Annotated in this window: 22 protein-coding genes and 1 riboswitch; of the genes, 12 read left to right on the plus strand and 10 right to left on the minus strand. The window is 65.6% G+C overall.

Features of this window, described 5'->3' with window-relative positions:
- Positions 1-5: 5 nt before the first annotated feature.
- Positions 6-1,868 (plus strand): TRAP transporter large permease subunit, encoded by a 1,863-nt coding sequence (locus tag QJT78_RS07320; protein WP_049807407.1) that lies wholly within the window; start codon positions 6-8, stop codon positions 1,866-1,868.
- 37 nt (positions 1,869-1,905) lie between these two features.
- Here the strand turns inward: QJT78_RS07320 and QJT78_RS07325 are convergent, their stop codons facing one another.
- The 3 genes from QJT78_RS07325 to purQ all read right to left on the minus strand — a co-directional run bounded on the left by QJT78_RS07325 (position 1,906) and on the right by purQ (position 4,540).
- Complete coding sequence (locus QJT78_RS07325) at positions 1,906-2,643, minus strand: tetratricopeptide repeat protein (protein ID WP_028147500.1); 738 nt, start codon at positions 2,641-2,643, stop codon at positions 1,906-1,908.
- A gap of 212 nt (positions 2,644-2,855) precedes the next feature.
- A complete protein-coding gene (locus QJT78_RS07330) occupies positions 2,856-3,842 on the minus strand; it encodes a tripartite tricarboxylate transporter substrate binding protein BugD (protein ID WP_028147501.1) in 987 nt (328 codons plus the stop codon).
- Positions 3,839-4,540 (minus strand): phosphoribosylformylglycinamidine synthase subunit PurQ, encoded by a 702-nt coding sequence (gene purQ, locus QJT78_RS07335; protein WP_014494127.1) that lies wholly within the window; start codon positions 4,538-4,540, stop codon positions 3,839-3,841. Before purQ ends, QJT78_RS07330 begins: the two co-directional genes overlap by 4 nt.
- 170 nt (positions 4,541-4,710) lie before the next feature.
- Between purQ and QJT78_RS07340 the strand changes: the two genes are divergently transcribed.
- Complete coding sequence (locus QJT78_RS07340) at positions 4,711-5,727, plus strand: magnesium and cobalt transport protein CorA (RefSeq protein WP_028147502.1); 1,017 nt, start codon at positions 4,711-4,713, stop codon at positions 5,725-5,727.
- Positions 5,728-5,740: 13 nt separating this feature from the next.
- On the opposite strand, the gene purS is transcribed toward QJT78_RS07340, so the two are convergent.
- Together purS and purC are read right to left on the minus strand one after the other, a co-directional pair.
- The gene (gene purS / locus QJT78_RS07345) at positions 5,741-5,980 is read right to left on the minus strand and encodes a phosphoribosylformylglycinamidine synthase subunit PurS (protein ID WP_014494125.1); all 240 of its coding nucleotides are present in this window, start codon (positions 5,978-5,980) and stop codon (positions 5,741-5,743) included.
- Between the two features lie 12 nt (positions 5,981-5,992).
- Entirely contained in the window at positions 5,993-6,760 is a 768-nt protein-coding gene (purC, locus tag QJT78_RS07350; RefSeq protein ID WP_172782948.1) for a phosphoribosylaminoimidazolesuccinocarboxamide synthase, read from the minus strand.
- A 319-nt stretch (positions 6,761-7,079) separates the two neighbouring features.
- Between purC and QJT78_RS07355 the strand changes: the two genes are divergently transcribed.
- On the plus strand, positions 7,080-7,403 hold the full coding sequence (locus QJT78_RS07355) for a DUF1476 domain-containing protein (protein WP_028147503.1): 324 nt from the start codon (positions 7,080-7,082) through the stop codon (positions 7,401-7,403).
- 66 nt (positions 7,404-7,469) lie between these two features.
- Here QJT78_RS07355 and cynS read toward each other — a convergent pair whose 3' ends face one another.
- The gene (cynS, locus tag QJT78_RS07360; RefSeq protein WP_014494123.1) at positions 7,470-7,958 is read right to left on the minus strand and encodes a cyanase; all 489 of its coding nucleotides are present in this window, start codon (positions 7,956-7,958) and stop codon (positions 7,470-7,472) included.
- A gap of 89 nt (positions 7,959-8,047) precedes the next feature.
- Positions 8,048-9,616 (minus strand): alpha/beta fold hydrolase, encoded by a 1,569-nt coding sequence (locus QJT78_RS07365; RefSeq protein WP_038942001.1) that lies wholly within the window; start codon positions 9,614-9,616, stop codon positions 8,048-8,050.
- Positions 9,617-9,764: 148 nt separating this feature from the next.
- Between QJT78_RS07365 and mddA the strand changes: the two genes are divergently transcribed.
- From mddA to QJT78_RS07385, 4 genes are all read left to right on the plus strand, one after another.
- Entirely contained in the window at positions 9,765-10,514 is a 750-nt protein-coding gene (gene mddA / locus QJT78_RS07370) for a methanethiol S-methyltransferase (protein WP_038942002.1), read from the plus strand.
- Positions 10,511-11,488 (plus strand): NADPH:quinone oxidoreductase family protein, encoded by a 978-nt coding sequence (locus QJT78_RS07375; RefSeq protein ID WP_028147506.1) that lies wholly within the window; start codon positions 10,511-10,513, stop codon positions 11,486-11,488. The genes mddA and QJT78_RS07375 overlap by 4 nt, the downstream gene beginning before the upstream one ends.
- Before the next feature lie 31 nt (positions 11,489-11,519).
- Complete coding sequence (locus QJT78_RS07380) at positions 11,520-12,275, plus strand: hypothetical protein (protein ID WP_038975539.1); 756 nt, start codon at positions 11,520-11,522, stop codon at positions 12,273-12,275.
- A gap of 360 nt (positions 12,276-12,635) precedes the next feature.
- Positions 12,636-13,844 carry a GGDEF domain-containing protein gene (locus tag QJT78_RS07385; protein WP_028147508.1) on the plus strand — a complete coding sequence of 403 codons (1,209 nt, stop codon included), beginning with the start codon at positions 12,636-12,638 and terminating at the stop codon, positions 13,842-13,844.
- Positions 13,845-13,978: 134 nt separating this feature from the next.
- On the opposite strand, the gene QJT78_RS07390 is transcribed toward QJT78_RS07385, so the two are convergent.
- Positions 13,979-15,178, minus strand: coding sequence for a TrmJ/YjtD family RNA methyltransferase (locus tag QJT78_RS07390; RefSeq protein ID WP_038942004.1), 1,200 nt, complete (start codon positions 15,176-15,178; stop codon positions 13,979-13,981).
- Positions 15,179-15,525: 347 nt separating this feature from the next.
- On the opposite strand from QJT78_RS07390, the gene QJT78_RS07395 reads away from it, so the two are divergent.
- Positions 15,526-16,737, plus strand: coding sequence for an NADP-dependent isocitrate dehydrogenase (locus QJT78_RS07395; RefSeq protein ID WP_028147510.1), 1,212 nt, complete (start codon positions 15,526-15,528; stop codon positions 16,735-16,737).
- Positions 16,738-16,835: 98 nt separating this feature from the next.
- A complete protein-coding gene (locus QJT78_RS07400; RefSeq protein ID WP_281460203.1) occupies positions 16,836-17,339 on the plus strand; it encodes a DUF3455 domain-containing protein in 504 nt (167 codons plus the stop codon).
- A gap of 4 nt (positions 17,340-17,343) precedes the next feature.
- On the opposite strand, the gene QJT78_RS07405 is transcribed toward QJT78_RS07400, so the two are convergent.
- Together QJT78_RS07405 and alaS are read right to left on the minus strand one after the other, a co-directional pair.
- Entirely contained in the window at positions 17,344-18,570 is a 1,227-nt protein-coding gene (locus QJT78_RS07405) for a cyclic nucleotide-gated ion channel (protein WP_028147512.1), read from the minus strand.
- A 6-nt stretch (positions 18,571-18,576) separates the two neighbouring features.
- Positions 18,577-21,255, minus strand: coding sequence for an alanine--tRNA ligase (gene alaS, locus QJT78_RS07410; protein WP_028147513.1), 2,679 nt, complete (start codon positions 21,253-21,255; stop codon positions 18,577-18,579).
- A gap of 233 nt (positions 21,256-21,488) precedes the next feature.
- Positions 21,489-21,577, plus strand: a riboswitch (glycine riboswitch).
- A gap of 143 nt (positions 21,578-21,720) precedes the next feature.
- On the opposite strand from alaS, the gene gcvT reads away from it, so the two are divergent.
- The 3 genes from gcvT to gcvP all read left to right on the plus strand — a co-directional run bounded on the left by gcvT (position 21,721) and on the right by gcvP (position 26,279).
- On the plus strand, positions 21,721-22,869 hold the full coding sequence (gcvT, locus tag QJT78_RS07415; protein WP_281460204.1) for a glycine cleavage system aminomethyltransferase GcvT: 1,149 nt from the start codon (positions 21,721-21,723) through the stop codon (positions 22,867-22,869).
- A gap of 11 nt (positions 22,870-22,880) precedes the next feature.
- Entirely contained in the window at positions 22,881-23,249 is a 369-nt protein-coding gene (gene gcvH / locus QJT78_RS07420; RefSeq protein WP_028147515.1) for a glycine cleavage system protein GcvH, read from the plus strand.
- 162 nt (positions 23,250-23,411) lie between these two features.
- Positions 23,412-26,279, plus strand: a complete 2,868-nt coding sequence (gene gcvP / locus QJT78_RS07425; RefSeq protein ID WP_028147516.1) for an aminomethyl-transferring glycine dehydrogenase — start codon at positions 23,412-23,414, stop codon at positions 26,277-26,279.
- Positions 26,280-26,407 lie beyond the last annotated feature (128 nt).

The following is a 26,407-nucleotide window of genomic DNA, read 5'->3' on the forward strand; positions in this document are numbered from 1 at the left end:
TCGGCATGCCGGAAACGGTCACGCTCGGCGAAGCACGGCCGCTGCGCGGACGCTGGCTGGAGCAATCGCTGCGCTGGCTGGTCGAGATCCCGGCTGCAATCGCCGTCGTCGCCGAAGTCGTCATCCTGTTCGCCGGCATCGTCGCGCGTGGAATCTTCCACCGGCCGATCATCTGGTCGGACGAGTTGGCGTCGATCCTGTTCCTGTGGCTGGCGATGCTCGGCAGCGCGATCGCCGTGCAGCGCTCGGCGCATATGCGCCTGACGTTCTTCACGTCGTATCTGTCACCGCGCGCCGAGGCCTGGGCCTCGACGCTTGCCGCCGGCGGGGTTGCGCTGTTCCTCGCGATCATCCTGCATCCGGCGCTGGATTATGTGGAAGACCAGGCCTTCGTGGAGACGCCGGCGCTTGGCTGGTCCGGCATGGTTCGCGCGGCCGCCATCCCGGTCGGCTGCATCATCGCGCTCGCCAGCATCTGCCTCACGCTCGTCAAGCGGTCGGCAAAGGACCTGCTTGCCGTCGCCCTCCTGTTTGCGGCGATTGCCGGCGTGCTCTATCTCGCAGGTCCCTCGCTGAAATCGCTCGGCAACTGGAATCTGCTGATCTTCTTCGTCGGCCTGCTCGGCTGCGCCGTGATGGCGGGCGTGCCGATCGCGTTTTCGTTTTGTCTGGCGACCGTCGCTTTCCTGCTGACCACGACACGGACGCCGCTGCTGGTCGTGGTCGGGCGGATCGACGAGGGCATGAGCTCCTTGATCCTGCTCGCGGTGCCCCTGTTCGTGCTGCTGGGACAATTGGTCGAGCAAACCGGGATGGCGCGCGTCATGGTCGCGTTCCTGGCCTCTGTGCTCGGCCATGTCCGGGGCGGACTGTCCTACGTGATGCTCGGCGCCATGCTGCTGGTCTCGGGCATTTCCGGTTCCAAGACCGCCGACATGGCGGCGATCGCGCCGGTGCTGTTTCCCGAGATGCGCAAGCGCGGCATGAAGGATGGCGAGCTGGTGTCCCTGCTCGCGGCGTCGGGCGCGATGAGCGAGACCATTCCGCCGTCGATCGTGCTGATCGCGATCGCCTCCGTCACCGGCGTGTCGATCGCGGCCTTGTTCACTGCGGGCATCCTGCCGGGGATCGTGCTGGCGATCGTGCTCGGCTTCGTCGCGCGCTACCGGGCGGGCGCGGAGGAAAACGCCGCGTTCAAGATCGCGCGAGCGCCGATGTCGGTGGTGGCGAAGACGTTGTGGGTCGCCTTGCCGGCGCTGACGCTACCGTTCCTGATCCGCAGCGCGGTGGTCGAGGGGTACGCGACGGCCACCGAAGTCTCGACCATCGGCATCGCCTATTGCCTCGTGCTCGGCCTGATCATCTATCGCGGCAGCCTGGTCTGGAAGAACGTGCTGCCGATGCTGGTACAGACCGCCTCGCTGTCGGGCTCGATCCTGTTCATCGTGGGGGCGGCGAGCGCGATGGCCTGGGCGCTGGCGCAATCCGGCTTCTCGCATGATCTGGCCGCGCGCATGGCCGGCGTGCCCGGCGGCTCTTACGGCTTCCTGCTGATCTCGGTGGTCGCCTTCATCGTGCTCGGCAGCGTCCTGGAGGGCATTCCGGCCATCGTGCTGTTCGGCCCGCTGCTGTTTCCGGTGGCCGCAACGTTCGGCATTAACGAGGTGCACTATGCGATGGTGGTGATCCTCCCGATGGGCCTCGGCCTGTTCGCGCCGCCGTTCGGCCTCTGCTACTACGCAGCCTGCAGCATCGGCGGCGTGTCGCCGGATGCCGGCATGCGCCGGATCTGGATCTATCTCGCCTGGCTTTTCCTGGGCCTGCTGCTGATCACCTTCGTGCCCTGGATATCGCTGGTGTTTCTGTGAGATTCCCGACCTGAAGCCAACCGCCTGGCACGCCCCTTCAGGTCGAAATCTGCTTCTCGGCGATCGAGAGCCACTCGGCTTGCGCCTCGCGCAGATATTTGGGCGCGCGACGCATCTGGATCAGGAGCTCGTTGAAGACCACGCGCGCCTCGGCGCTGCGGCCGACCATCTGGAGCAGCATGCCGTAGCGCACCCGCGCTTCGGCGCCCGGGAAATAGCCGGCGACGGCGTGATATTCCTCCAGCGCCTCGTCGAGCCGGCCGACCTCGGCGAGCGCGCGGGCGTAGAGCAGATGTGCGTCGGCGGAATCGAAGTCCGGCCATTGCTTCTGAAGATCGTCCAGCGTCGCCAGAGCATCGGCCGGACGCTTGGCGGAAAACTCGGCTTGCGCCTTGCCGAAGGCATAAGCGGGGTCGTGGCCCATCGGCAGGCTCAGGATGTGACCGTAATGCTGCTCGGCCTCGCTGAAGCGGCCGACCTTCGCGCATTCCTCGGCCAGCGCCGCACGGTTGGCGATGGTGTCGGTGGCCGCCAGCCGGTCGCACAGCTCGCGATAGCGCTTCTCCGGATCCAGCCGATTGGCGACGCGCTGACGCGCCTGTCGCGCACCGGGGCTGGAAAACCATTCGGGGACGAGCTCGACCGCGATGTAGGCGAGCGCGCCGATCAGCGGCACCATCAGGATGATGAAGGCCCAGGGCTGCAACCGTCCGGTTCGCGACGCGTGATAAATCAGTGTGATATCGAGCAGCAGAACGACCAAAGCGACGGGCATGTGACATCCGGGAGCACAACGACAGCGCACGCTTCCTGATATCGCAACTCGCGCGGCGAAACAACTTTGAGTTGCTTCCATCCGCGCGGAAATCAGCGACCCCGGACGCGTGCGCCTTGATGGCGACGAGGAGTCAGTCGTCTCAAACGCAATTGAGGTTCATGAGACAGCAAGCCCAAAACCGGTATGACTTGCTATGATTTGGGCGGCTGCTACTTGGCGTCGTCCGCCAGCATCTTCCGGTACTTCTCGACGTCGCGCGTCACGAGCTTCTGGAGCACCTCGGGCGCATGCTCGTCGGGATCGGGCGCGACGGTCGACAGATCCGCAAAACGCTTCTTCACCGCGTCGGTTTCCACCGCGGTGCGCGCGGCCGCATTCAGCTTGGCGATGACGGACTCCGGCGTGCCCTTGGGTGCGAACAGGCCATTCCAGCCCTGCGCCTCGAAGTCCGGCAGGCCCGCCTCGGCAGACGTCGGCAGATCGGGTAGCGTGGCCAGCCGCACGGTCGAGCCGACCACGAGCCCCCGCACCAGCTTCTCGTTGATGGACTGCGAGACGGAGGCCGCGGCGTCGCAGACGCCGTCGATCTGGCTGCCGACCGCGTCGGTGAGCGCAGGCGCTGCGCCGCGATAGCCGACCAGCGTCGCATCGATCCCGGCGGCCGTCACGAAGCTCTTGCAAATGAGGTAATTCGACGAGCCGACACCGGCGTGGCCAAGATTGATCTTGCCCGGGTTGGCCTTGGCGTAGGCGATGAACTCTTTCAGATCCTTCGCCGGGAAATCCTTGCGCAGCGCGATGATGCCGAACGTCTTCGCGACCATGGCGATCGGCACGAAGGATTCAGGCGTGAACGGCAGTTTGGGATAGATCGTGTAGGTCGCGGCATTGGTGCCGGCGTTGCCGATCGCGATGGTGTAGCCGTCAGGCTCGGCGCGGGAGGCGCGCGCCAACGCGGTCGAGCCGCCGGCGCCGGCGACGTTCTCGATCACGATGGTCTGGCCGAGCGCGATGCCCATCTGCTCGGCCACCGTGCGCGCGATCACGTCCGACGTACCGCCGGCCGCGAACGGCACGATCATCGTGATCGGGCGCTTGGGGAAATCCTGCGCGAAGGCGGCGGTCGCGAACGAAAATGTCGCGAGCGACAGCGCCGCGATCGCGGCGAGAGCCCGCTTCCCCGCGAACGAGATCACGCGGCCTTTTCCAGATGCGCAGTGAGGCCGGCGAACAGGCCGCGGCCATCGGTGCAGCCCATGATGTCTTCGACGTGGTTCTCCGGGTGCGGCATCATGCCGAGCACGTTGCCCCTGTCGTTGACGATTCCGGCGATGGATTGCGCCGCGCCGTTAATGTTGCTGATATCATCGACCACGCCGTCGGCCGAGCAGTAGCGATAGAGCACCCGCCCCTCGCCTTCGAGCCGCTTGATGGTCTCTTCATCCGCCTCGTAATTGCCCTCGCCATGCGCCACCGGCACGCGGATCACCTGGCCCGCATTGTAGCCGCGGGTGAACGGCGTATCGGAACGCTCGACGCGCAGATGCACGTCCTTGCAGATGAATTTCAGCCGAGCATTGCGCATCAGGACGCCGGGCAGCAGGCCGGACTCGCAGAGGATCTGAAAACCGTTGCAGACGCCGAGCACGAGACCGCCCTTGGCCGCATAGTCGCGCACCGCGTCCATCACCGGCGACCGCGCCGCAATCGCGCCGCAGCGCAGATAGTCGCCGTAGGAGAAGCCGCCAGGCACCACGACGAGGTCGGTGCCCGCGGGCAGCGACGTCTCGGCGTGCCAGACCATCGCGGGCTCGCTGCCGGAGATCAGCCTCAATGCGCGCGCCATGTCGCGCTCGCGGTTGATTCCGGGAAAGACGAGGATGGCGGCTTTCATGGTTCGGGTTCCGACGGTGATGGGAATCGGGCTGGCCCAAGAGGGCCAAAATCGTGAAGAGACATAGCCATTTGACGGGGATTTTACCAGTGCTAGCCTCGCCGGGCGGCCTTGTACACAGGCCATAGCCACGGCACTCTTACCTGACGATCTTGCCCGGGATTGAAGCCATGAACGTCCCGTCGCTGCCCGCCTCCCCCTCCGAACCAGTGTCCACTCAGGGCGTCATCGCTGCCGGCGCCTATGTCGACGGCCGGCGTGTCGCCAATATCGCCATCAGCGAGGCTTCGAGCTGGCGGGCAAAGCCCGGCCATGTGGTGTGGATCGGGCTGCACGAGCCTGACATGGCACTGCTCGGCGCCGTGCAGAAGCAGTTCGACCTGCACGACCTTGCCATCGAGGACGCCAACAACGCCCATCAGCGGCCGAAGATCGAGCAATATGGCGAGGCCCTGTTCATCGTGGCGCGGACGGCGCAACTGATCGAGGGCAGGATCGCCTTCGGCGAGACGCACATCTTCGTCGGCGAAGGCTATCTGGTCTCGGTGCGCCATGGCGCCTCGACGTCCTACACGCCGGTGCGCGAACGCTGCGAAAGCTGCCCGCGGGCGCTTGCGCGCGGCGAGGATTACATCCTCTACGCCATCCTCGATTTCATCGTCGACAACTACTCGCCCGTGCTGGAGAGCATTCACGAGGAGGTCGAGGGCATCGAGGACGACGTGCTCTCCAAGCCGATCAGCAAGGCCCAGATCGAGCGGCTCTACATGCTGCGCCGCGACCTGTTGCGGCTCAGGACCGCGATCGGCCCGCTGGTGGAAGTCTGCCGCCGCCTCGAGCATGACGAGCTTTCGATGGTGCGCGCGACGATGCAGCCGCTATTCCGCGACGTCACCGACCACGTCAGGAACATCCAGGAGCGTATCGATTCCATGCGCGAGGTGCTGGCCTTCGCCTTCGAGGCGAGCCTGCTGGTCGGACAGGCGCAGGAGACGGCGGTCTCCAAGAAGCTCGCCTCGTGGCTCGCCATCATCGCCATCCCGACCGCGCTTGCGGGCATCTACGGCATGAACTTCAAGCACATGCCGGAGCTGGATTGGGAGTACGGCTATTACGTGCTGCTCGGCGTGATGCTCGCCTCATGCGCCGCGCTCTACTGGCGCTTCCGCCGCGTCGGATGGCTGTGACGCGCCGCGCGGGTCAGACGATCTCGACGCGATAGTTCTCGATCACCGTGTTCGCCAGCAGCTTGTCGGCGGCCTCCTTCAGCGCGGCTTCTGCCTTGGCCTTGTCGGCGCCGGCAAGCTCGATGTCGAACACCTTGCCCTGGCGGACGCTGGCGACGCCGTCGACGCCGAGCGACTTCAGCGCGCCTTCGATGGCCTTGCCCTGCGGATCGAGGATGCCCGTTTTCAGGGTAACGGTAACACGTGCCTTCACGTCAAATCCCTCTTAGCTCTTCACCAGCACCGGGCCAGTGCCCTGCGGACGCTCATTCTCCATGAGGATGCCGAGGCGTTTTGCGACTTCGGTGTAAGCCTCGAGCAGGCCGCCGAGATCCCTGCGGAAACGGTCCTTGTCGAGCTTCTCGTTCGACTTGATGTCCCACAGACGGCAGCTATCCGGCGAGATCTCGTCGGCGACGATGATCCGCATCATCTCGTTTTCGAACAGCCGGCCGCACTCCATCTTGAAGTCGACCAGGCGAATGCCGATGCCGAGGAAGAGGCCGGTGAGGAAGTCGTTGACACGGATGGCGAGCGCCATGATGTCGTCGATCTCCTGCGGCGTGGCCCAGCCGAACGCGGTGATGTGCTCTTCCGACACCATGGGGTCGTTGAGCTGGTCGTTCTTGTAGTAGAATTCGATGATCGACCGGGGCAGCTGCGTGCCCTCCTCGATGCCGAGGCGCTGCGACAGCGAGCCCGCGGCAACGTTCCGCACCACCACTTCCAGCGGCACGATCTCGACCTCGCGAATCAACTGCTCGCGCATGTTGAGGCGGCGGATGAAATGGGTCGGCACCCCGATGTCGTTGAGGTGCTGAAACAGGTACTCCGAGATCCGGTTGTTGAGGACACCCTTGCCCTCGATCACCTGATGCTTTTTCGCATTGAACGCGGTGGCGTCATCCTTGAAGTGCTGGATCAGGGTACCGGGCTCCGGGCCTTCGTAAAGAACCTTTGCCTTGCCTTCATAAATACGACGCCGACGGCTCATGGGGATGTACCGTGTTTTGTTGAAATCCATGTATTTGGTGTGCTCCGGTTACCAGGTTACGACCCACAGCGGAGCTGCCGTGAACGGCTGGGAACCCGTCTATAACCCCTTGGAAACAGAACGGGAACCAAGCCTTCAGGCAACCTATCCGATTGGCTGTCCCAGCACAATCGATCCGGCCGCCCGGCATCAACTTATACCGTCTTGCCTGCGGCTTAACGGCTCGTTGTTTTGCCGATTCGTGCCCCCTATCTAGGCATGCGCCGGGGCCGTCGCAACGACGGCCCCCGGATCCAGTCAGCAGGGAATTGGAAAAAGCATGAGCAATTTGGACAAGCGCGAGGAAGGCTTCGAGAAGAAATTCGCCCTCGATGAGGAGCAGAAATTCAAGGCGGAAGCCCGCCGCAACCGGTTGCTCGGCCTTTGGGCCGCCGAGAAGCTCGGCATCACCGGCGAGGCCGCCACGGCCTACGCCAAGGAAGTGGTCGCGGCCGATTTCGAGGAGGCCGGCGACGCCGACGTCCTGCGCAAGGTCATGGCCGATTTCGCCGCCAAGAACGTCGCCATCACCGAGCAGGTGATTCGCGCCAAGATGAGCGAATTGATCGCCGTGGCCGCGGCCGAGGTGAAGGCGGGCAAATAGGCGAATAGGGAGCGGCGAGTAGCGAATGAACCCCATTCGCTACTTGCGATTCGCCATTCGCGTCCCTCACCCCTCCTTGAAGCCGTATTCCGGCACATTGCCGCTGGCGCCGTAATATTTGTACGGCAGAAACTTGCCGCTCATGGTGATCTTGACGCGGTCGCCTTTCGGGTTGGCAACGCGCTCCATTGCCATGTCGAAGTCGATCGCCGACATGATGCCGTCGCCGAATTCCTCCTCGATCAGCGCCTTCCACGCCGGACCGTTGACCATCACCATCTCGTAGAAGCGATAGATCAGCGGATCGGTCGGCGGCATCGGCGTGCCGGTGCCGCGCATCGGCACTTCGTTGAGCATCGCGGTCTCGGCCTTCGACAGGCCGAACAGCTCGCCGGCATTGGCGGCCTGCGGTTTCGTCAGCTTCATCTGGCCGAGAATCGCCCCGACGATCAGCACCTCGGAATAGCCGCCGACCTTGTCGCAGATGTGTTTCCAGCTCCAGCCGTTCTCGCGCTTGATGTCGAGCAGCTTTTCGGTGAGGTCTTCGCGTTTCATGTCAGGGTCTCCCTTGGCCAGGCATCGTGTCACGTCGTTTGTGCCGCTTTGGGAGGCACGAAACGTGCCAATAAATGAGGCTTGAGGCGTCATCGCCCCGACCTCCCCTCACGCGGTAAAGCCTCCGTGAACCGCTTGATCGCCTCGAGCACCGGCTGCTGGTCGCCGGCAAAGAACCAATGGTCATTGCCGTCGAGCTCGACGAATTCTGCACCGGTGATCCGGCTCGCGATGTCGCGCCCGGCCGCGATCCGCACGGCCTTGTCGTCCCGACGATGCAGCACCAGCGTCGGCACCGCAATCCGCGCCAGAAGGTGTCGCACGTCGGCGTCGCGAAAGGCCTCGAGCACGGCGGAGATTCCGCCGGGGCTGGACGCCGCGCGCAACAGCCCGGCCCACCAGGCGCGCGCCTGCGGATCATTGGCCAGGCTCGGCGCGAAGGCTTCGATCCCGACCGGACCGCCCCATTGCGCAATCAGGTGCTTGCTCCAGGCGTCATACTGGCTGGCGCGCAGTGCGTGCGGATAGTCCTCCGACCAGCAGCCCTTGGCCAGTGCGCCGAACAGAATGAGTCCGGCCACATGGCGGGATTCCTCGACCGCAAATTTGATGCAGGCCGGCCCGCATTCGGATGCGCCGAACAGCACGACGCGGCGCGAGTCCGCCGCCCGTAGCACGGTGCCGATATCTTCCGCAGTGACATCGATGCCGGGGGCCGATCCGACCCGGTCGGACAGCCCGATGCCGCGGCGATCGAAAACGATCAGCCGCCCAAGCCTCATCAATGAGGCCAGAAACGTCCGGCTCGCGGGATGCTCCCAGGCGCGCTCCACATGCGATACGAAACCTGGCATGACCAGGATGTCGAGCGGACTGCTGCCATAGGTCTGATAGGCCAGATGCACGCCGGCGCCCTTCACATAGCGTGTCGCTGGAAGAGCATCGCGCAGCGGCGCGGCCGCGCGGCTCATGAGCGCTTCGGTCTCGGCCTCCGGCGCGACGCCAAGCTCGTCGCGCAGCCGCTGCGCCAGTGCCGCGTGACGCCGTTCCGCCGCGCTTCGGTCGCCGGCGAGCAGCAGGCTGCGGATCAGGTGCCGGCCATACACCTCGCTGAGCGGATCGAGCTCAACCAGACGGCCCGCATGCACTGTCGCGGCGAGATGATCGCCGGCAGCATTCCTGTCCTGCACCAGACGCTCGAGCGCCTGCACGAGCCGCCCCCGCAGCGCCTCGCGGCGAAAGAACGCCCATTCGTCGAACTCAGGACAGTCGTCCGGAGAAAAGCCCGCCAGGAAGTCGCCGCGATAAATCCGGCAGGCCGCTTCAAAGTCGCCGCGATCGCAGGCGCGCTCGAACCGATGCGAGTCGATCTTCAGCTCGACCTCCGGAGACCAACGCAAGCTCGTGCGGTCGGTCTCGAAAACCGCCTGGCCGAGCGTGAGCTCGACGCGGTGAAGCAGACGCCGCAATCGTGCAAGGCCCGTCCCGCGGGAGGTCTCGGGCCACAGCAGCGTGGCAATGACGTCGCGCGCGACGGGGCCTTTGGCTTCCGCGAGATAGACCAGCAGCGCAAGCCCCTTGCGCAAGGCCAGCTTGATCGGGCGGTCGCCGGCATGGACCTCGGGGAACCCGAACGTCCCAAGCGAAAAGGCCGTCATGGAGATCCTCCCTCCCCGGTCGGCGCCCCCGGGGGACGCGCAGGGGACGGTCCAGCGATAGCAGTCAGGCCAGATCGAGCCCGCTCGCCAGCGAGCAGCTCAGGCTCCTGAATGCGGCACCGCCGCCATCGGCACAATAGGAAAAACCATGTTCGCGCGCCTCGCAATCCTGCTCTACGCCATCGTGAGCTACGCCGTCTTCACGGCTTCATTCCTCTACGCGCTCGGTTTCGTCGGCAATTATGTCGTGCCCAAGTCAATCGACACGTCGATCGACGTCGGCGCGCCTGCGAATTTGGGTGAGGCCATCGTCGTCAACCTGCTGCTGATGAGCCTGTTTGCCATCCAGCACAGCGTCATGGCGCGCCCGGCCTTCAAGCGATGGTGGGCGGGAGTCCTTCCCATCGCCTGCCAGCGCAGCACCTATGTGCTGCTCTCCAGCCTGATCCTCCTGCTGCTGTTCTGGCAGTGGCGTCCGATCCCGGCACCGGTCTGGCAGGCCAGCGGAGTTACGGCGTGGCTCCTGACCGGCGTACATTGGCTCGGCTGGCTGATCGCGTTCGCCTCGACCTGCATGATCGATCATTTCGATCTGTTCGGCCTGCGTCAGGCTCTCGTCGCGTTGCGCGGAGCCGAGATATCAGGTCAATCCTTCCGGACGCCGCTGCTCTACAAGATCGTGCGGCATCCGCTCATGCTGGGCTTTCTGCTCGCGTTCTGGGCGACGCCCGAGATGACCTCCGGCCATCTGCTGTTCGCGATTGCGAACACGGCCTACATCCTGGTCGCCCTGCAGTTCGAGGAGCGGGACCTGATCGCCGAGTTCGGCGCAACCTATCAGGACTATCGCCGGCGCGTTCCGATGCTGTTGCCGCGCATTTTCGGAGCGCCCCGATGAAAGCGGTTCTGTGCAACTCATTCACTGGCCCTGCGGATCTGCGCCTCGGTGAGATCGCTACGCCTCGGCCTGCCGGCGACGAGATCCTCATCGACGTCCACGCGGCGTCCGTGAGCTTCATGGACCAGTTGCTGGTCTCGGGCCTCTACCAGATGCGGCCGGCGACACCCTTCGTGCCCGGCACCGAAGCATCCGGCGTCGTCGTCGCGGTCGGCGACAAGGTCACGACATTCGCCCCCGGCGATCGCGTGGCCTGCAGTGCCTGGACCGGCGGCTACGCCGAACGGATGATCGCGAAGGAATCGAAGAGCGTGCGGCTGCCTGATGGCGTCGCGTTCGAAGCCGGCGCGACGGTGCTGCACAATTACGGCACGGCCTATTATGCGCTGGTCGAGCGGGCACGGGCGCAACGCGGGGAAACGCTGTTCGTCACCGGCGCAGCCGGCGGGGTTGGCCTTGCCGCCGTCGACCTCGGCCGTCATCTCGGCCTGCGGGTCGTCGCCGGTGTCGGCTCCGACGACAAGGCCGCCCTGGTGCGGCGTTACGGGGCCGGCGATGTCGTCAACTATCGCAGCGAAGATCTGCGCGACCGGATCAAGTCGATCACATCGGGAGAAGGCATCGATGTCGGTCTCGACAACGTCGGCGGCGCGATCTTCGAGCAGATGGCCCGGCTGATGAGATGGGACGGACGGCTGATGCCGATCGGCTTCACCGGCGGCGAGATTCCACAGATCCCGATGAACCTGCCTCTCCTGAAAAACTACGCCATCATCGGCGTCTTTGTCGGCGCCTGGGCGGAGAAATTCTCCACGGAGGCCGCGCGCATGAATGATACGCTGATGCAATTGCTGGCCGACAGAAAAATCCGCCCGCACATCGACCGCGTCCTCCCTTTGGAGGAGGCCGGCGACGCCATGCGCGCCATAGCCAACCGGACGGTTCAGGGACGAATTGTCCTCAAGATCAGGTAGACTGCGCCCGACGAGGAAGAGGACAGAACCGATGACCGAGATCATCATCGACAAGCGCTTTTGCGGTCCTCCGAACTCCGGGAACGGCGGCTATGTCTGCGGCCGGCTGGCCCGCCACATTCCCGGCGGCGCCGAGGTGACGCTGCGCGCTCCGCCTCCCCTGGACACACCGCTCGATGCGATCGCGACAGACGACGGCACATGGGAGCTTCGCGACGGCGCCAAGGTCGTCGCGACCGCGCACGCGGCCAGCGTCGAGCTTGCACACGTGGAGACAGCCCGTTTGCAGGAAGCACGCGCAGCCGAATTGCTGGCGCTGTTCAAGCCACACGAGCATCCGCTGCCGAACTGTTTCGTCTGCGGTCCCGCAAGAGCGAAAGGCGACGGCCTGCGCATCTTCGCCGGCCCGCTCAGCCGTCATGGACAGCTTCCCGTTCTCGCGGCGACCTGGATTGCGGATCAGAACCTGGCCGCCGAGGATGACCTCATCGCACCCGAATTCCTCTGGTCCGCGCTCGATTGCCCCACCGGCTTTGCCTGCAATTTTGATCAGCAGAGCGGCAGCTTCGAGAAGACCCCGCTCCTGCTCGGACGGATGTCAGCCCGCATCGAGACTCGGCCCCGCCCCGGCGAAGGCTGCATCATCACCGCCTGGCCAACCGGCCGCGACGGCCGCAAGCGCACGGCCGAGGCCGCGCTCCATAATGAATCCGGGAGATTGCTGGCCGTGGCGAAGACGACATGGATCGCAGTCGACCGCAACGTGCTGCTCGGGCGTACTTCGTAGGGCGGATTAGCGGAGCACCACTTTGATGTCCGTACAAACTCGATCTCGTGGGGTGGGCAAAAGGCGCGAAGCGCCGTGCTCATCACTCCTATCTCAGCTCCGTTGAGCGACATGGTGGGCACGCTTCCGCCTCCGCTCTTCGAGCTACGGCGGACAAGTCGCTTTGCCCTCCCTCTAATCACGCAACACATCCGTCGCCGCACCTTCGGCCTGCACCAATCCGCATTCTCCTGCACGCCCGCAGCCGCGCTTGCGACGGTTTACCTTGCGTCAAGCACGCCCGGCAATCGATGGCTGTCTTAAAAGGCTTGTTAGGAGCGGTCATCGTTGTTGGCGCCCGGAATACGGGGACGCTCTGCAATGCAATCGGACGAGGGACTCTACAGTGCGCCGCGCTGGCGCCTGACACGCTGGCTCGCCGAGCCGGGGCTAGGTGTTCCCGACGACATCCGCGCCGCGCTCATTGTCCAGCTCTATGGATCGCTGCCGGTTTTTGCTGCCGGCGCCGTCAACACCATTGCCGTCGCCGCCGTGATCGCTGGCCGCAAGCAGACTGCACCATTCATTGTCTGGCTGGTCATGGAGATCGCGATCTGCCTGGCCCGCCTCGCCGTGCTCGTCAGCGCGCATCGCAGGGCGCGTGCCCACCGCCCGACGCCGACCGACCTTCATCTCCTGCTCGCGGTCGCCTGGAGCGCCAGCGTTGGATTTGGCGTCGTTGCCAGCCTGGTCAGCGGGGACTGGGTCGTCGCCATGCTGGCCTCGCTCTCGGCGGCGGCGATGGTCGGCGGCATCTGCTTCCGCAATTTCGGCGCGCCGCGGCTGGCCAGGACCATGATCCTGCTGAGTCTCGGTCCCATCATCCCCGGCGCTGCGTTCGCCGGCGAACCGCTGTTCTACATCGTCTACCTCCAGGTGCCGATGTATCTGGCCGCGATGACGGCCGCCGCCTTCCGCCTCAATCGGATGCTGATCACCACCATGCGCGCCGAACGCGAGAACAGCCATCGCGCGCATCATGATGCACTCACGGGGCTGCTCAATCGCGCGGGCTTCGTCGAGGCACTCAGCGCCAGACTTGGAGCCCACGCCGAACGACGGTTCGCTGTGATGTTCTTCGATCTCGACGACTTCAAACCGGTCAACGACACGTTCGGACATGCGGCGGGCGACGAGGTGCTGAAAGCGGTGGCCGGGCGCGTGCGCCGGGCGCTGCCGGACAGCGCGGTGGTCGCCCGGATGGGCGGCGACGAGTTCGTCGTGCTCGTCGACGGCGTCACGGCCGAAATGGCCCAGGAGGCGGGATACCGCCTCATCAGCGAGGTTGCCGTCTCCTATGAGCTCGGCGGCGAGGTGCGCGCCGGTGTCGGCGCCAGCGTCGGCATTGCGATGTCGCCGGATCATGGCGCCGAAGTCGAGGAATTGCTCGCGGTCGCCGATGCAGCACTTTACGAGGCGAAGTCAGGCGGCAAATCGCGTTGCTGCCTCGCCTCGGTCGAGACCAACCTCGCGGCGTTACGTCGCCTCCAGCAGAGCGGCCCGAAAGCCCAGGTCGCAAGCGCCGCCTGACGCAGTACGACTAACGCACCCCACAAGCGCGATCTCGTAGGGTGGGCAAAGCGAAGCGTGCCCACCATCGCGCTCGAAGGCAAAATGGTGGGCACGGCGCTACGCGCCTTTGCCCACCCTACGAGAGCTCCGGCCTACGCGCTTGGCTCGATCATCCCCTGCAACCGCACCAGCTCCGCCTCGAGATCGCGCTCCACATCCGCCGCCCGGATCTCCAGCACGCGATAGTCGCGCGCCTCCAGCCACGTCCGCCGGCCCGCACGATCGGCCGCGATGGTCTCGCCCTCACCCGGGTTGACCAGCTCGATCGCGATCCGGTGCGGGAACGAGACGAAATCGGGAATGTGGCGGCCGACCGGGGTCTGGCGCTTGAACCCTCCTGCGAAGCGGCGGTCGCGGGTCAGCGCCTGCCAGAGCAGGCGCTCGGCGTCGGTCGGGTTGCGGCGGAGCAGGCGGGCGAGCCCGCGCACGGTCGAACCGCTGTCGGGCACGCCGCCGCCCTGGCCGTGCTCGGCCAGCAGCGCGCGCAGGCGCGTGGCCTGCTCGCCGTCGAGCACGCCGCCTTTGGCCGGGCCCTTGCGCCCCTCCGCGATCGCCATCACCACCCCGTGCAGGGTGTGCATGTCCTGCCTGGTCGGCTCCATGCGGCTGAAGATGTTGCGCAGGTTGACCAGCATGGTGTCGCGCTTCTCGGCCGGGCGGAGGAATTCGACCCGGTCGAGCTCGCGGATGAGGTTGTCGAAGAAGGCCTGCATCTGATGCTGCGAGGCGCGCTCGGAGCGCTCGGGCATGCTGTGCGGCAGCTCGCCTGACGTTGCCCGCTTGAACCATTCATAGCCGACCAGCAGCACGGCCTGGGCGAGATTGAGCGAGGCAAAGCCCGGATTGACCGGGAAGGTGATGATGCGGTTGGAGAGCCCGACCTCCTCGTTGGTCAGCCCCCAGCGCTCGCGGCCGAACAGGATGCCCGCCTTGCCGCCTGTGGCGATGTGCCCCGAGATCTCGGTCGCGGCTGCCTCGGGCCCCACCACCGGCTTGGCCTGGTCATGGGGACGCGCGGTGGTGGCGAACAGCAGGTCGAGGTCCGCGACCGCCTCGCCGACCGTGTCGAACAATTCGACCTTTTCCAGAATGTAGTCGGCACCGGCCGCGGCGCGCTGCGCGGCGATATTGGGCCAGCCGTCGCGGGGATTGACGATGCGCAATCGGCTGAGCGCAAAATTGCCCATGGCGCGCGCGGCCATGCCGATGTTTTCGCCAAGCTGCGGCTCGACCAGGATCACGATGGGACCGTCGAGGGAAAGGCCCGCCTTGGTCTTGTCAGTCCCCGACATCTCTCTTCGCTTTCACACTGGTTCTCAAGGCCTTGGCAAGGCGCTCTTCAGGAATTGATTCAAAGCCGGTCTGCCCCGATCCGTTGGGGGCGGCTGCCCGTTCACCTGTCGTTTGCCTGTCCTGACGAAATTCTCAAGGGAAATAACGGGTTGGATTCGACTTTTGAATCTCTTCTGAAGCCTGAGGCCCGCCCCGCGGCAGGGCCCGCCCCGCCCCCCATCTGGGCAAGCTGGATGAGCTAAAAGTGCATAATCCCTTGGCTTTCGCCCGCTGCAGTCCGGTGCTAAGAGGCGGCGGATATTCCCGTGGCGCGCCAAAGCGCCGTTCCCAAGAGGCTTCCCCGATCATGGCAAAAATCAAGGTGTCCAACCCCGTCGTCGAACTCGATGGCGACGAGATGACCCGGATCATCTGGCAGTACATCAAGGACAAACTGATCAACCCCTACCTTGATGTCGAGCTGCTCTATTTCGACCTGGGCATGGAGTACCGCGACGAAACCAACGATCAGGTGACCATCGACGCCGCCGAGGCGATCAAGAAGGTCGGCGTCGGCGTCAAGTGCGCCACGATCACCCCGGACGAGGCCCGGGTGAAGGAGTTCAACCTCAAGCAGATGTGGAAGTCGCCGAACGGCACCATCCGCAACATTCTCGGCGGCGTGATCTTCCGCGAGCCGATCATCTGCAAGAACGTGCCGCGCCTGGTTCCCGGCTGGACCAAGCCGATCATCATCGGCCGCCACGCCTATGGCGACCAGTATCGCGCCACCGACATCAAGTTCCCCGGCAAGGGCACGTTGACGATGAAGTTCGTCGGCGAGGACGGCACCGTCATCGAGAAGGAAGTGTTCAAGACCCCGGGCGCCGGCGTCGCGATGCAGATGTACAATCTCGACGATTCCATCATCGACTTCGCCCGCGCCTCGTTGAACTACGGGCTGCTGCGCAACTACCCGGTCTATCTCTCGACCAAGAACACGATCATGAAGGTCTATGACGGCCGCTTCAAGGACATCTTCCAGGACGTCTACGAGCGCGAGTTCAAGAAGGAATTCGACGCCAAGGGCCTGACCTACGAGCACCGCCTGATCGACGACATGGTGGCCTCGGCGCTGAAATGGTCCGGCGGCTATGTCTGGGCCTGTAAGAACTACGACGGCGACGTGCAGTCCGACACGGTCGCGCAAGGTTACGGCTCGCTCGGCCTGATGACCTCGGTGCTGCTCACCCCCGACGGCAAGACCGTGGAAGCCGAAGCCGCCCACGGCACGGTGACCCGCCACTACCGCGAGCACCAGAAGGGCAAGGAGACCTCGACCAACTCGATCGCGTCGATCTTCGCCTGGACCCGCGGCCTGTCGCATCGCGCCAAGCTCGACAACAATGCCGAGCTCGCCAAGTTCGCGAGCACCCTGGAGAAGGTCTGCGTCGACACCGTCGAGGAAGGCTACATGACTAAGGACCTCGCGCTCCTGGTCGGCGCCGACCAGCGCTGGCTCTCGACCACCGGCTTCCTCGACAAGGTCGCGGAGAACCTCACGAAAGCGTTGGCGTAAGCCCGCGCATTATTTTCGTCTGATCGGGGTTAGACATCATTAAGGGCCGCGCCTGGGCGCGGCCCTTTCATTTTAACACCGTTGCGCGGAGGCCACCCATGTCCATCGTCAAGTTCGCCGTCCCCTACCTGTTGCTCGCGGCCGTGACCGGACCCGCCGCAGGCGCGGAGTCGCTTCCCGAGGCCATCGCCGCGCCGGGCGAGAGCGTCGTGCTCAGCGTCCACGCCGAGGGCGCGCAGGGCTATGACTGCAAGGCAGCCGCCGACGGCAAGCTCGCCTGGACTTTTCGCGAGCCGATCGCCACCCTGCTCGCTGACGGCAAGACCGTCGGCCGGCACTATGCCGGGCCGAACTGGGAGCTCGCCGACGGCAGCGCCGTGGCCGGCAAGGCCATCGGCAACGCGCCGGGTGTGACCGCCGCCGATATCCCCTGGCTGAAGCTGGAGGTCGCCTCCCGCCGCGGCAGCGGCGTGCTGACGCCTGTTACCACGGTCCAGCGCATCAACACCCACGGCGGCAAACTCGACGGCGCTTGCGACAAGGCCGGCGATTTCAAAAGCGCGCCCTACTCGGCCGACTACATTTTCCTGAAGAAGGGCTGACCGCTTAGCGGTCGGTGTCGTCGCGCTCCGCCTGCGCCAGTTCTGCCGCCGCGAGATCGCCGGTCTCCTCCAGCCGGGCTTTTGCGGTCTGGTGGACGTGGGCGGCGAGCGTCGGCATGCGCTCGATCAGCGCGTGAAAATCCTGGGCGTCGAGCACGAGCAGCCGCGTCTTGCGTGTCGCCGTCACCGTGCCGCTGCGTTTTGTCTTATGCAGCAGCGCGATCTCACCAAAGAAGGTGCCGTCGGTGAGCCGTACCTGCTGGCTCGGCAGCGCGATCTCGACCTCGCCGGCGGTGATGAAATACATCGACGAGGCGGCATCGCCGCGGCGGACCAATATCTCGCCCTGCTCGATGGTGCGGGCGCGGAGCAGCCGCATGATGTCGGCAATCTCCGCTGCGCTGAGATGCGAGAACAGCGGCACCCGCGCCAGCATGCCCCAGGTCACCACGAAATCGCGCCGCCTCACCTCCTCGGCGAAGGCGGTCGAGATGATCGCGACCGGCAGCGCGATCATGGCAAAACCTGAGATGATCGCGAACACCGAGATGAATTTGCCGAGCGGCGTCACCGGCACGACGTCGCCATAGCCGACGGTGCCGAGCGTCACGATCGCCCACCACATCGCGTCTGGAATGGTGCCGAGCTTGCTGGGCTGCACATCGCGCTCGATGGCGTAGAGCAGCGAGGCGAACGTCAGCACCACACCGAACAGGATGACGATGCAGCCGATCAGCGCCCGCCGCTCGGCATGGACGGCCGCGAGCAGCGAGCGCATTGCCGGCGAGTACCGTATCAGCTTGAAGAACGGCAGCACGCCGAGCCCGGCCAGCGTCGCATGCCGGCCGGTGGCCAGCACGATCGCGGCGGGGAGGAAGGCCAGGAGATCGATGATGCCGAGCGCGGAGAAGGCGTAGCCGAGGCGGTCGGCCAGCGCCGAGCCCTTGCGCGGTGTGTGGCCCGCCACCGTCCACAGCCGCGCGGCATATTCCAGCGCGAACACGATCACGGCGAGAATGGTGATCGCCGAGAACAACGTGCCGAATTGCGCGTCCAGTTCCGGCACCGAGGCCAGAATCATCGCCACGACGTCGAGCACAATGACGCTGATGATGATCTGGATGAAGCGCGATCCGGCCGAATAGGCCAGCGGATCGTGCTCCAGCAATTCGTAGAGGCGATCCCTCAAATCGGGATCGCGAAGCCCACGTCCTCGCGGAACGGGGCCCATGGAATCTTAAGCGCCTGCCATCGCTTTTTCGATCGCCGCGAGCGCCTCGGGCGCCTTGGCGCCATCGGGGCCGCCAGCCTGCGCCATGTCGGGCCGGCCGCCGCCGCCCTTGCCGCCGAGCGCCTCAGAGGCGACGCGGACCAGGTTCACGGCATTGAAGCGCGCGGTGAGGTCCGCGGTGACGCCGACCACGATCCCGGCCTTGCCGTCCTCGGTGACGCCGACGATGGCGACCACGCCGGAGCCGATCTGCTTCTTGCCGTCGTCCGCAAGGCTCTTGAGATCCTTCATCTCGATGCCCTCGACCGCGCGCGCCATCAGCTTGACGTCGCCGACCTCACGCACGCCTGCGGCTGCGCCGTTCCCGACGGATGTACCGCCGCCCATCGCGAGCTTCTTGCGGGCGTCGGAGAGCTCGCGCTCGAGCTTCTTGCGCTCCTCCATCAGGGCTGTGATGCGCGCCGGGACGTCGTCGATCGAGGTGCGCAGCTCGTTGGCCGCGGTCTTCGCCAGCGCCATGGTCTCGTTGGCGTGCCTGCGCGCATAATTGCCGGTCAGCGCCTCGATGCGGCGCACGCCGGAGGCGACCGCGCTCTCGCCGGTCAGCGTGATCAGGCCGATGTCGCCGGTGCGCTTCACATGGGTGCCGCCGCAAAGCTCGACCGACCAGCCGAGCGCGTTGGCGCCGCGCTCCCGCGCGGTCCTGCCCATCGAGACGACGCGGACCTCGTCGCCGTATTTCTCGCCGAACAGGGCGCGCGCGCCGGCCTCGCGCGCTTCATCGACTCCCATCACGCGTGTCGTGACTTCGTCGTTCTCCAGCACCACGTCATTGGCAATGTCCTCGACGCGGGCAAGCTCCTCCGCCGTGATCGGCTTCGGATGCACGAAGTCGAAGCGCAGACGATCGGGCGCGACCATCGAGCCGCGCTGGGCGATGTGGTCGCCGAGCACCTGGCGCAGCGCCTCGTGGATGAGATGCGTCGCCGAATGATGCGCGCGGATCGAGGAGCGCCTGCCGTGATCGACCTCGAGCTGGAGCGCGGTGCCGAGCTTAAGCTCGCCGCTCTCCACGGTGCCGACGTGAACGAAGAGATCGCCGAGCTTCTTCTGCGTGTCGGTGACGCGGAACTTGATGCCGCCCTCGCCGCTGAGCACGCCGGTGTCGCCGACCTGGCCGCCGGACTCCGCGTAGAACGGCGTCTGGTTGAGCACGAGCGCGCCGGTCTCGCCGGCCTTGAGGCTCGCGGTTTCCTGGCCGTCCTTCACCAGCGCGGAGACCACGCCTTCGGCGCTCTCGGTCTCATAGCCCAGGAATTCGGTGGCCCCGAGCTTTTCGCGCAGCGGGAACCAGATCGCTTCGGAGGCCGCCTCGCCCGAACCCTTCCAGGACTCGCGCGCCTTGGCCTTCTGGCGCTCCATCGCGTCGGTGAAGGAGGCCTGGTCGACGCCGATGCCGCGCGATTTCAGCGCGTCCTGGGTCAGGTCCAGCGGGAAGCCGTAGGTGTCGTACAGCGTGAAGGCGACGTCGCCGTCGAACATGTCGCCCTTCTTCAGGGACGCGCTCTTCTCGTCGAGGATGGCAAGGCCGCGCACCAGCGTCTTGCGGAAGCGGGTCTCTTCCAGCCGCAGCGTTTCCTCGATCAGGTTTTCCGCGCGCATCAGTTCGGGATAGGCCTGGCCCATCTCGCGCACCAGCGCCCAGACCAGGCGGTGCATCAGCGGCTCTTTCGCACCCAGGAGCTGCGCATGGCGCATCGCGCGGCGCATGATCCGGCGCAGCACATAGCCGCGGCCCTCGTTCGAGGGCAGCACGCCGTCGGAGACGAGGAACGCCGAGGAGCGCAGATGGTCGGCGATGACGCGGAACGAGGCGACGGTCTGCTCGTTCGGCCCGCTGCCGAGCGCGGACGCGGTCGCGTCGATCAGATGGCGGAACAGGTCGGTCTCGAACACGCTGTCGACGCCCTGCATGATGCTGGCCATGCGCTCCAGCCCCATGCCGGTGTCGATCGAGGGACGCGGCAGATCCACGCGCTCCTCCTTCGTCACCTGCTCGTACTGCATGAACACCAGGTTCCAGAATTCGAGGAAGCGGTCGCCGTCCTCTTCCGGCGAGCCCGGAGGTCCGCCCCAGATGTGGTCGCCGCGATCGATGAAGATTTCCGAGCACGGTCCGCACGGGCCGGTGTCACCCATCGCCCAGAAATTGTCCGAGGTCGGGATGCGGATGATGCGGTCGTCAGAGAAACCCGCGATCTTCTTCCACAGCCCGGCCGCCTCGTCGTCGGTGTGGTAGACGGTGACGAGCAGCTTGTCTTTCTTGAGCCCGAACTCCCGCGTGATCAGGGTCCAGGCCAGCTCGATCGCGCGCTCCTTGAAATAGTCGCCGAACGAGAAATTGCCGAGCATCTCGAAGAAGGTGAGATGGCGCGCGGTGTAGCCGACATTGTCGAGGTCGTTGTGCTTGCCGCCGGCGCGCACACATTTCTGCGACGTGGTGGCGCGCTGGTAGGGCCGCTTCTCGACGCCGGTGAAGACGTTCTTGAACTGCACCATGCCGGCATTGGTGAACATCAACGTCGGATCGTTGCGCGGCACCAATGGCGAGGACGACACGATCTCGTGGCCGTTCTCGGCAAAGAAGTTCAGAAAGGTCGACCTGATCTCGTTGACGCCGCTCATGTTCATCCAATCGGGTGTGCTTGGCCCCGCGATACGCCATCCAAACCGGGCATTTGGGCTGATATCTGCGGGTCAAAGCGCTTTTAGACAAGGCCAGCTGCGCTGTCCAGAAACTGTGCAAGGAGATCAGTGAGTTGCCGCAGGCGCGCAATCCCGTTTGCAATCCCGTTGAAAGCCGCCAGGTGCGCGTTGACAGGCTTGGCCGGCCTGTGGTCTGTACCCATCTGTATCGTACGGCCACGTCGGGAGAGACCGGCTTTGGTGCCGGCGCCGAAGGAGCAACCGCCCCGGAAACTCTCAGGCAAAAGGACCGCGTGGCTTTGACGACATCTGGAAAGAGGCGCCGACGGGCATAGCCCGGACGACGTCCGCCGACGGGATAATACTCTCAGGCACAGCGACAGATGGGGCTTCGACTGGTTGCTACCGGGGAATCGTCCCCGGGGAACCGCCGAGGGCCCCGTAATGCTTGCGCGCGACGACCAAGATTCCCTCAAACGTACGCCCCTTCACGGGCTTCATGTCTCCCTCGGCGGCAAGATGGTGCCGTTCGCGGGCTATGACATGCCCGTTCAGTACCCCGCGGGCGTCCTGAAAGAGCACCTCCATACCCGCTCCTCCGCCGGCCTGTTCGACGTCTCCCATATGGGCCAGCTCGCGCTTCGGCCGAAGTCGGGCAAGGTCGAGGACGCCGCGCGCGCGCTGGAACGGCTGGTGCCACAGGATATCGTGGCGATCGCCCCGGGACGGCAGCGCTACGCCCAGTTCACCAATCCGGACAGCGGGATTCTCGACGATCTGATGGTCGCCAATTTCGGCGATCACCTGTTCCTGGTGGTCAACGCCGCCTGCAAGGAAGCGGACGAGGCGCATCTGCGCGCGCATCTCGCGGACGACTGCATCATCGATTCGCTTCAAGACCGCGCCCTGATCGCGCTGCAGGGCCCGAAGGCGGAAGCGGTACTGGCGAAATTGTGTGCAGAGGCGCCCGCCATGAAGTTCATGGACGCCGGCCCGCACAAGGTTGCCGGTCTCGACTGCTTCGTCTCGCGCTCCGGCTACACCGGCGAGGATGGGTTCGAGATTTCGGTCCCCGCGGCCGATGCCGAGCGTCTCGCAAAAACGCTGCTGGACAATCCCGACGTGATGCCGATCGGTTTGGGGGCCCGCGACAGCCTGCGGCTGGAAGCCGGGCTCTGCCTCTACGGCCACGACATCGACACCGCCACCACGCCGGTTGAGGCCGCGCTGGAATGGTCGGTGCAGAAGAGCCGCCGCAGCGGCGGCGCCCGCGCCGGTGGCTTCCCCGGCGCTGAAAAGCTCCTCGCTCATTTCGATCACGGCGCGAGCCGCCGCCGCGTCGGCCTGCGCACGGAAGGCCGCGCGCCGGTGCGCGAAGGCGCACTGCTGTTTGCGGATGAAGCGGGCGGCGAGCCGATCGGAAAGGTCACCTCGGGCGGTTTCGGCCCGAGCCTGAACGCGCCGGTCGCGATGGGCTATGTGCCCACGGCATCGAGCGCGCTCGACACAAAGCTCTTCGCCGAAGTGCGCGGCCAGCGGCTGCCGCTCACGGTCGCCGCCATGCCTTTCGTGAAAAACACCTACAAACGCTGAGGACTGAGAAGATGACCACGACGCTGTACTCCTCCGACCATGAATGGCTGGCCATCGACGGCGACGTCGCCACCGTCGGCATCACCGACTACGCGCAGTCGCAGCTCGGCGACGTCGTATTCGTCGAGTTGCCGAAGGTCGGCCGCAGCCTGAAGAAGGCGGAAGCCGCCGCCGTCGTCGAATCGGTGAAGGCCGCCTCCGACGTCTACGCGCCTGTTACGGGCGAAGTGCTCGAGACCAACGACGCGCTCGCCGCCGAGCCGGCGCTGGTGAACTCGGACGCGCAAGGCAAGGCGTGGTTCTTCAAGATCAGGATGGCCGACAAGAGCGAGCTCGGCGGCCTCATGGATGAGGCCGCCTACAAGGCACATACGGCGTGAGATGAAGCAGACCCAAGCGATCGTCATGCCCCGCGAAGGCGGGGTATCCAGTAGCCACCGGCAGCACGGATTGAACCGAGAAGCCGCGGCGTACTGGATCGTCCGCCTTCGCGGACGATGACGACGACGGCGATGACAGATGACCTAAAGCGAGGACCCATGATGACCGCGCACCGTAAATCCAATGGCGACGCCGCCGCCAACTTCGTTCGCCGCCACATCGGCCCGTCGGCGCGCGACGTCACCGCAATGCTGGAGGCCGTCGGCGCCAAGAGCGTGGACGCCCTGATGGCGGAGACGCTGCCGGCCTCGATCCGGCAGACCGCTCCGCTCGATCTCGGCAAGCCCTTGAGCGAGACCGAGGCGATCGCGCACATGGCCGAGCTCGCGCGAGAGAACCAGGTCTTCACCTCGTTGATCGGCCAAGGCTATTCCGGCACGATTTTGCCCGCGGTGATCCAGCGCAACATTTTGGAGAACCCGGCCTGGTACACGGCCTACACGCCCTACCAGCCCGAGATCAGCCAGGGCCGGCTGGAAGCGCTGCTCAACTTCCAGACCATGATCTGCGATCTCACCGGGCTCGACGTCGCCAACGCCTCGCTGCTGGATGAAGCGACCGCCGCGGCGGAAGCGATGGCGCTCGCGGAGCGGCACTCACGGGTCGAAGCAAAGGCCTTCTTCGTCGACAAGGACGTCCATCCGCAGACGCTGGCTGTGATGCGCACCCGCGCCGAGCCGCTGGGCTGGACCCTGATCGTCGGCGATCCCCTCGCCGATCTCGACAAATCAGACGTGCTTGGCGCGCTGCTGCAATATCCGGGCTCCTCGGGCGCGTTGCGCGACCTCAGGCCCGCGATCGCGACGTTGAAGGCCAAGGGCGCGGTCGCGATCGTTGCCGCCGATCTCTTGGCCCTGACGCTGCTCGCCTCGCCCGGCGAGCTCGGCGCGGACATCGCGATCGGCTCGGCGCAACGTTTTGGCGTGCCGATGGGTTATGGCGGACCGCACGCGGCCTACATGGCGGTGCGCGATGCGCTGAAGCGCTCGCTGCCCGGCCGCATCGTCGGCCTCTCCGTGGACTCACGCGGGATGCCGGCCTATCGCCTCGCGCTGCAGACCCGCGAGCAGCACATCCGCCGCGAGAAAGCGACCTCCAACATCTGCACCGCGCAGGTGCTGCTCGCCGTGATCGCCTCGATGTACGCGGTCTATCACGGCCCCGAGGGGCTTGCGCAGATCGCGCGCAACGTGTATCGCCGCGCCGCCGTGCTCGCCGCCGGCCTGCGCAAGCTCGGCTTTGCGCCTGACAGCGAAGCCTTCTTCGACACGCTCAGCGTGGACGCCGGTGCCAAGCGCGCCGAGATCGTCGCGCGCGCGGCCGCCGAGAAGATCAACCTCGGCGTTGGCGAAACCGCGCTCCGCATCGCGCTGGACGAGACCACCACGCCGGCGACCGTCGAAGCGGTCTGGCGCGTATTCGGCGGCACGCTCGCCTATGCCGAGATCGACGCGACCACGCGCGAGGCGCTGCCGGAGGCGCTGAAGCGCACCACCGCCTTCCTCACCCATCCCGTCTTCCACGCGCATCGCTCGGAGACTGAGATGCTGCGCTACATGCGCAAGCTCAGTGATCGCGACCTCGCGCTCGACCGTGCGATGATCCCGCTGGGATCCTGCACCATGAAGCTGAACGCGACCACCGAGATGATGCCGCTGACCTGGCCGGAGTTCGGGTCCTTGCATCCCTTCGCGCCGCGCGAGCAGGCCAAGGGCTATCACGCGCTGTTCGCGCGGCTGGAGAAATGGCTGTGCGACATCACCGGCTATGACGCGATCTCGCTGCAGCCGAATTCCGGCGCGCAGGGCGAATACGCCGGACTGCTCGCGATCCGCGGCTATCATGCCGCGCGCGGCGAGACGCACCGAAAAATCTGCCTGATCCCCTCCTCCGCCCATGGCACCAACCCAGCCTCGGCCGCGATGGTCGGCATGGACGTGGTGGTGGTCGCCTGCGAGAAGAACGGCGACGTCGACGTCAATGATCTCCGCGCCAAGGCGGAAAAGCACTCGAAAGATCTCGCCGCGGTGATGATCACCTATCCCTCGACGCATGGCGTGTTCGAGGAGCACATTCGCGAGATCTGCGACATCGTCCACGGCCATGGCGGCCAGGTCTATCTGGACGGCGCCAACCTCAACGCGCAGGTCGGCCTTAGCAGGCCCGGCGATTACGGCGCCGACGTCAGCCACCTCAACCTGCACAAGACCTTCTGCATCCCGCATGGCGGCGGCGGCCCGGGCATGGGCCCGATCGGCGTGAAGGCACATCTCGCGCCGTTCCTGCCCGGTCACCCGGCGACGAATGGGGGCGCGCCGGTCGGCCCGGTCTCGGCCGCGCCGTTCGGCTCGGCGTCGATCCTGACCATCTCCTACATCTACATTCTGATGATGGGCGGTGACGGCCTGAAGCGCGCGACCGAAATCGCGATCCTCAACGCCAACTACATTGCCGCGCGCCTCGATGCGCACTTCCCGGTGCTCTACAAGAACGCGAAGGGCCGGGTCGCACATGAGTGCATCGTCGACCCGCGCGCGCTGAAGACGACCTCAGGCGTCACTGTCGACGACATCGCCAAGCGCCTGATCGATTACGGCTTCCATGCCCCGACCATGAGCTTTCCGGTGCCGGGCACGCTGATGATCGAGCCGACCGAATCGGAATCGAAGGCGGAGCTGGATCGCTTCTGCGACGCCATGATCGCGATCCGGAAGGAGATCGCCGAAGTCGAGGCCGGCCGCTTCAAGATCGAGGCGTCACCGCTGCGTCACGCCCCGCACACCGTGCATGACATCGCTGATGATGCGTGGAATCGCGCCTACACCCGCGCCGAAGGCTGCTTCCCCGATGGTGTCTCGCGCACCGACAAATATTGGTGCCCGGTCGGCCGCGTCGACAACGTCTACGGCGACCGCAACCTGGTGTGCTCGTGCCCGCCGGTCAGCGATTACGCGGAAGCGGCGGAGTAAGGGATCGTGGCTTCGTAGGGTGGGCAAAGCGACTTGTCCGCCTTAGCTCGAAGAGCGAAGGCGGAAGCGTGCCCACCACCTTTGTGCGCGTTGGAATATGGTGGGCACGGCGCTTGCGCGCCTTTGCC

Source organism: Bradyrhizobium sp. Mp27 (assembly GCF_029953005.1).
In the GTDB taxonomy this organism is placed as follows: domain Bacteria; phylum Pseudomonadota; class Alphaproteobacteria; order Rhizobiales; family Xanthobacteraceae; genus Bradyrhizobium; species Bradyrhizobium barranii.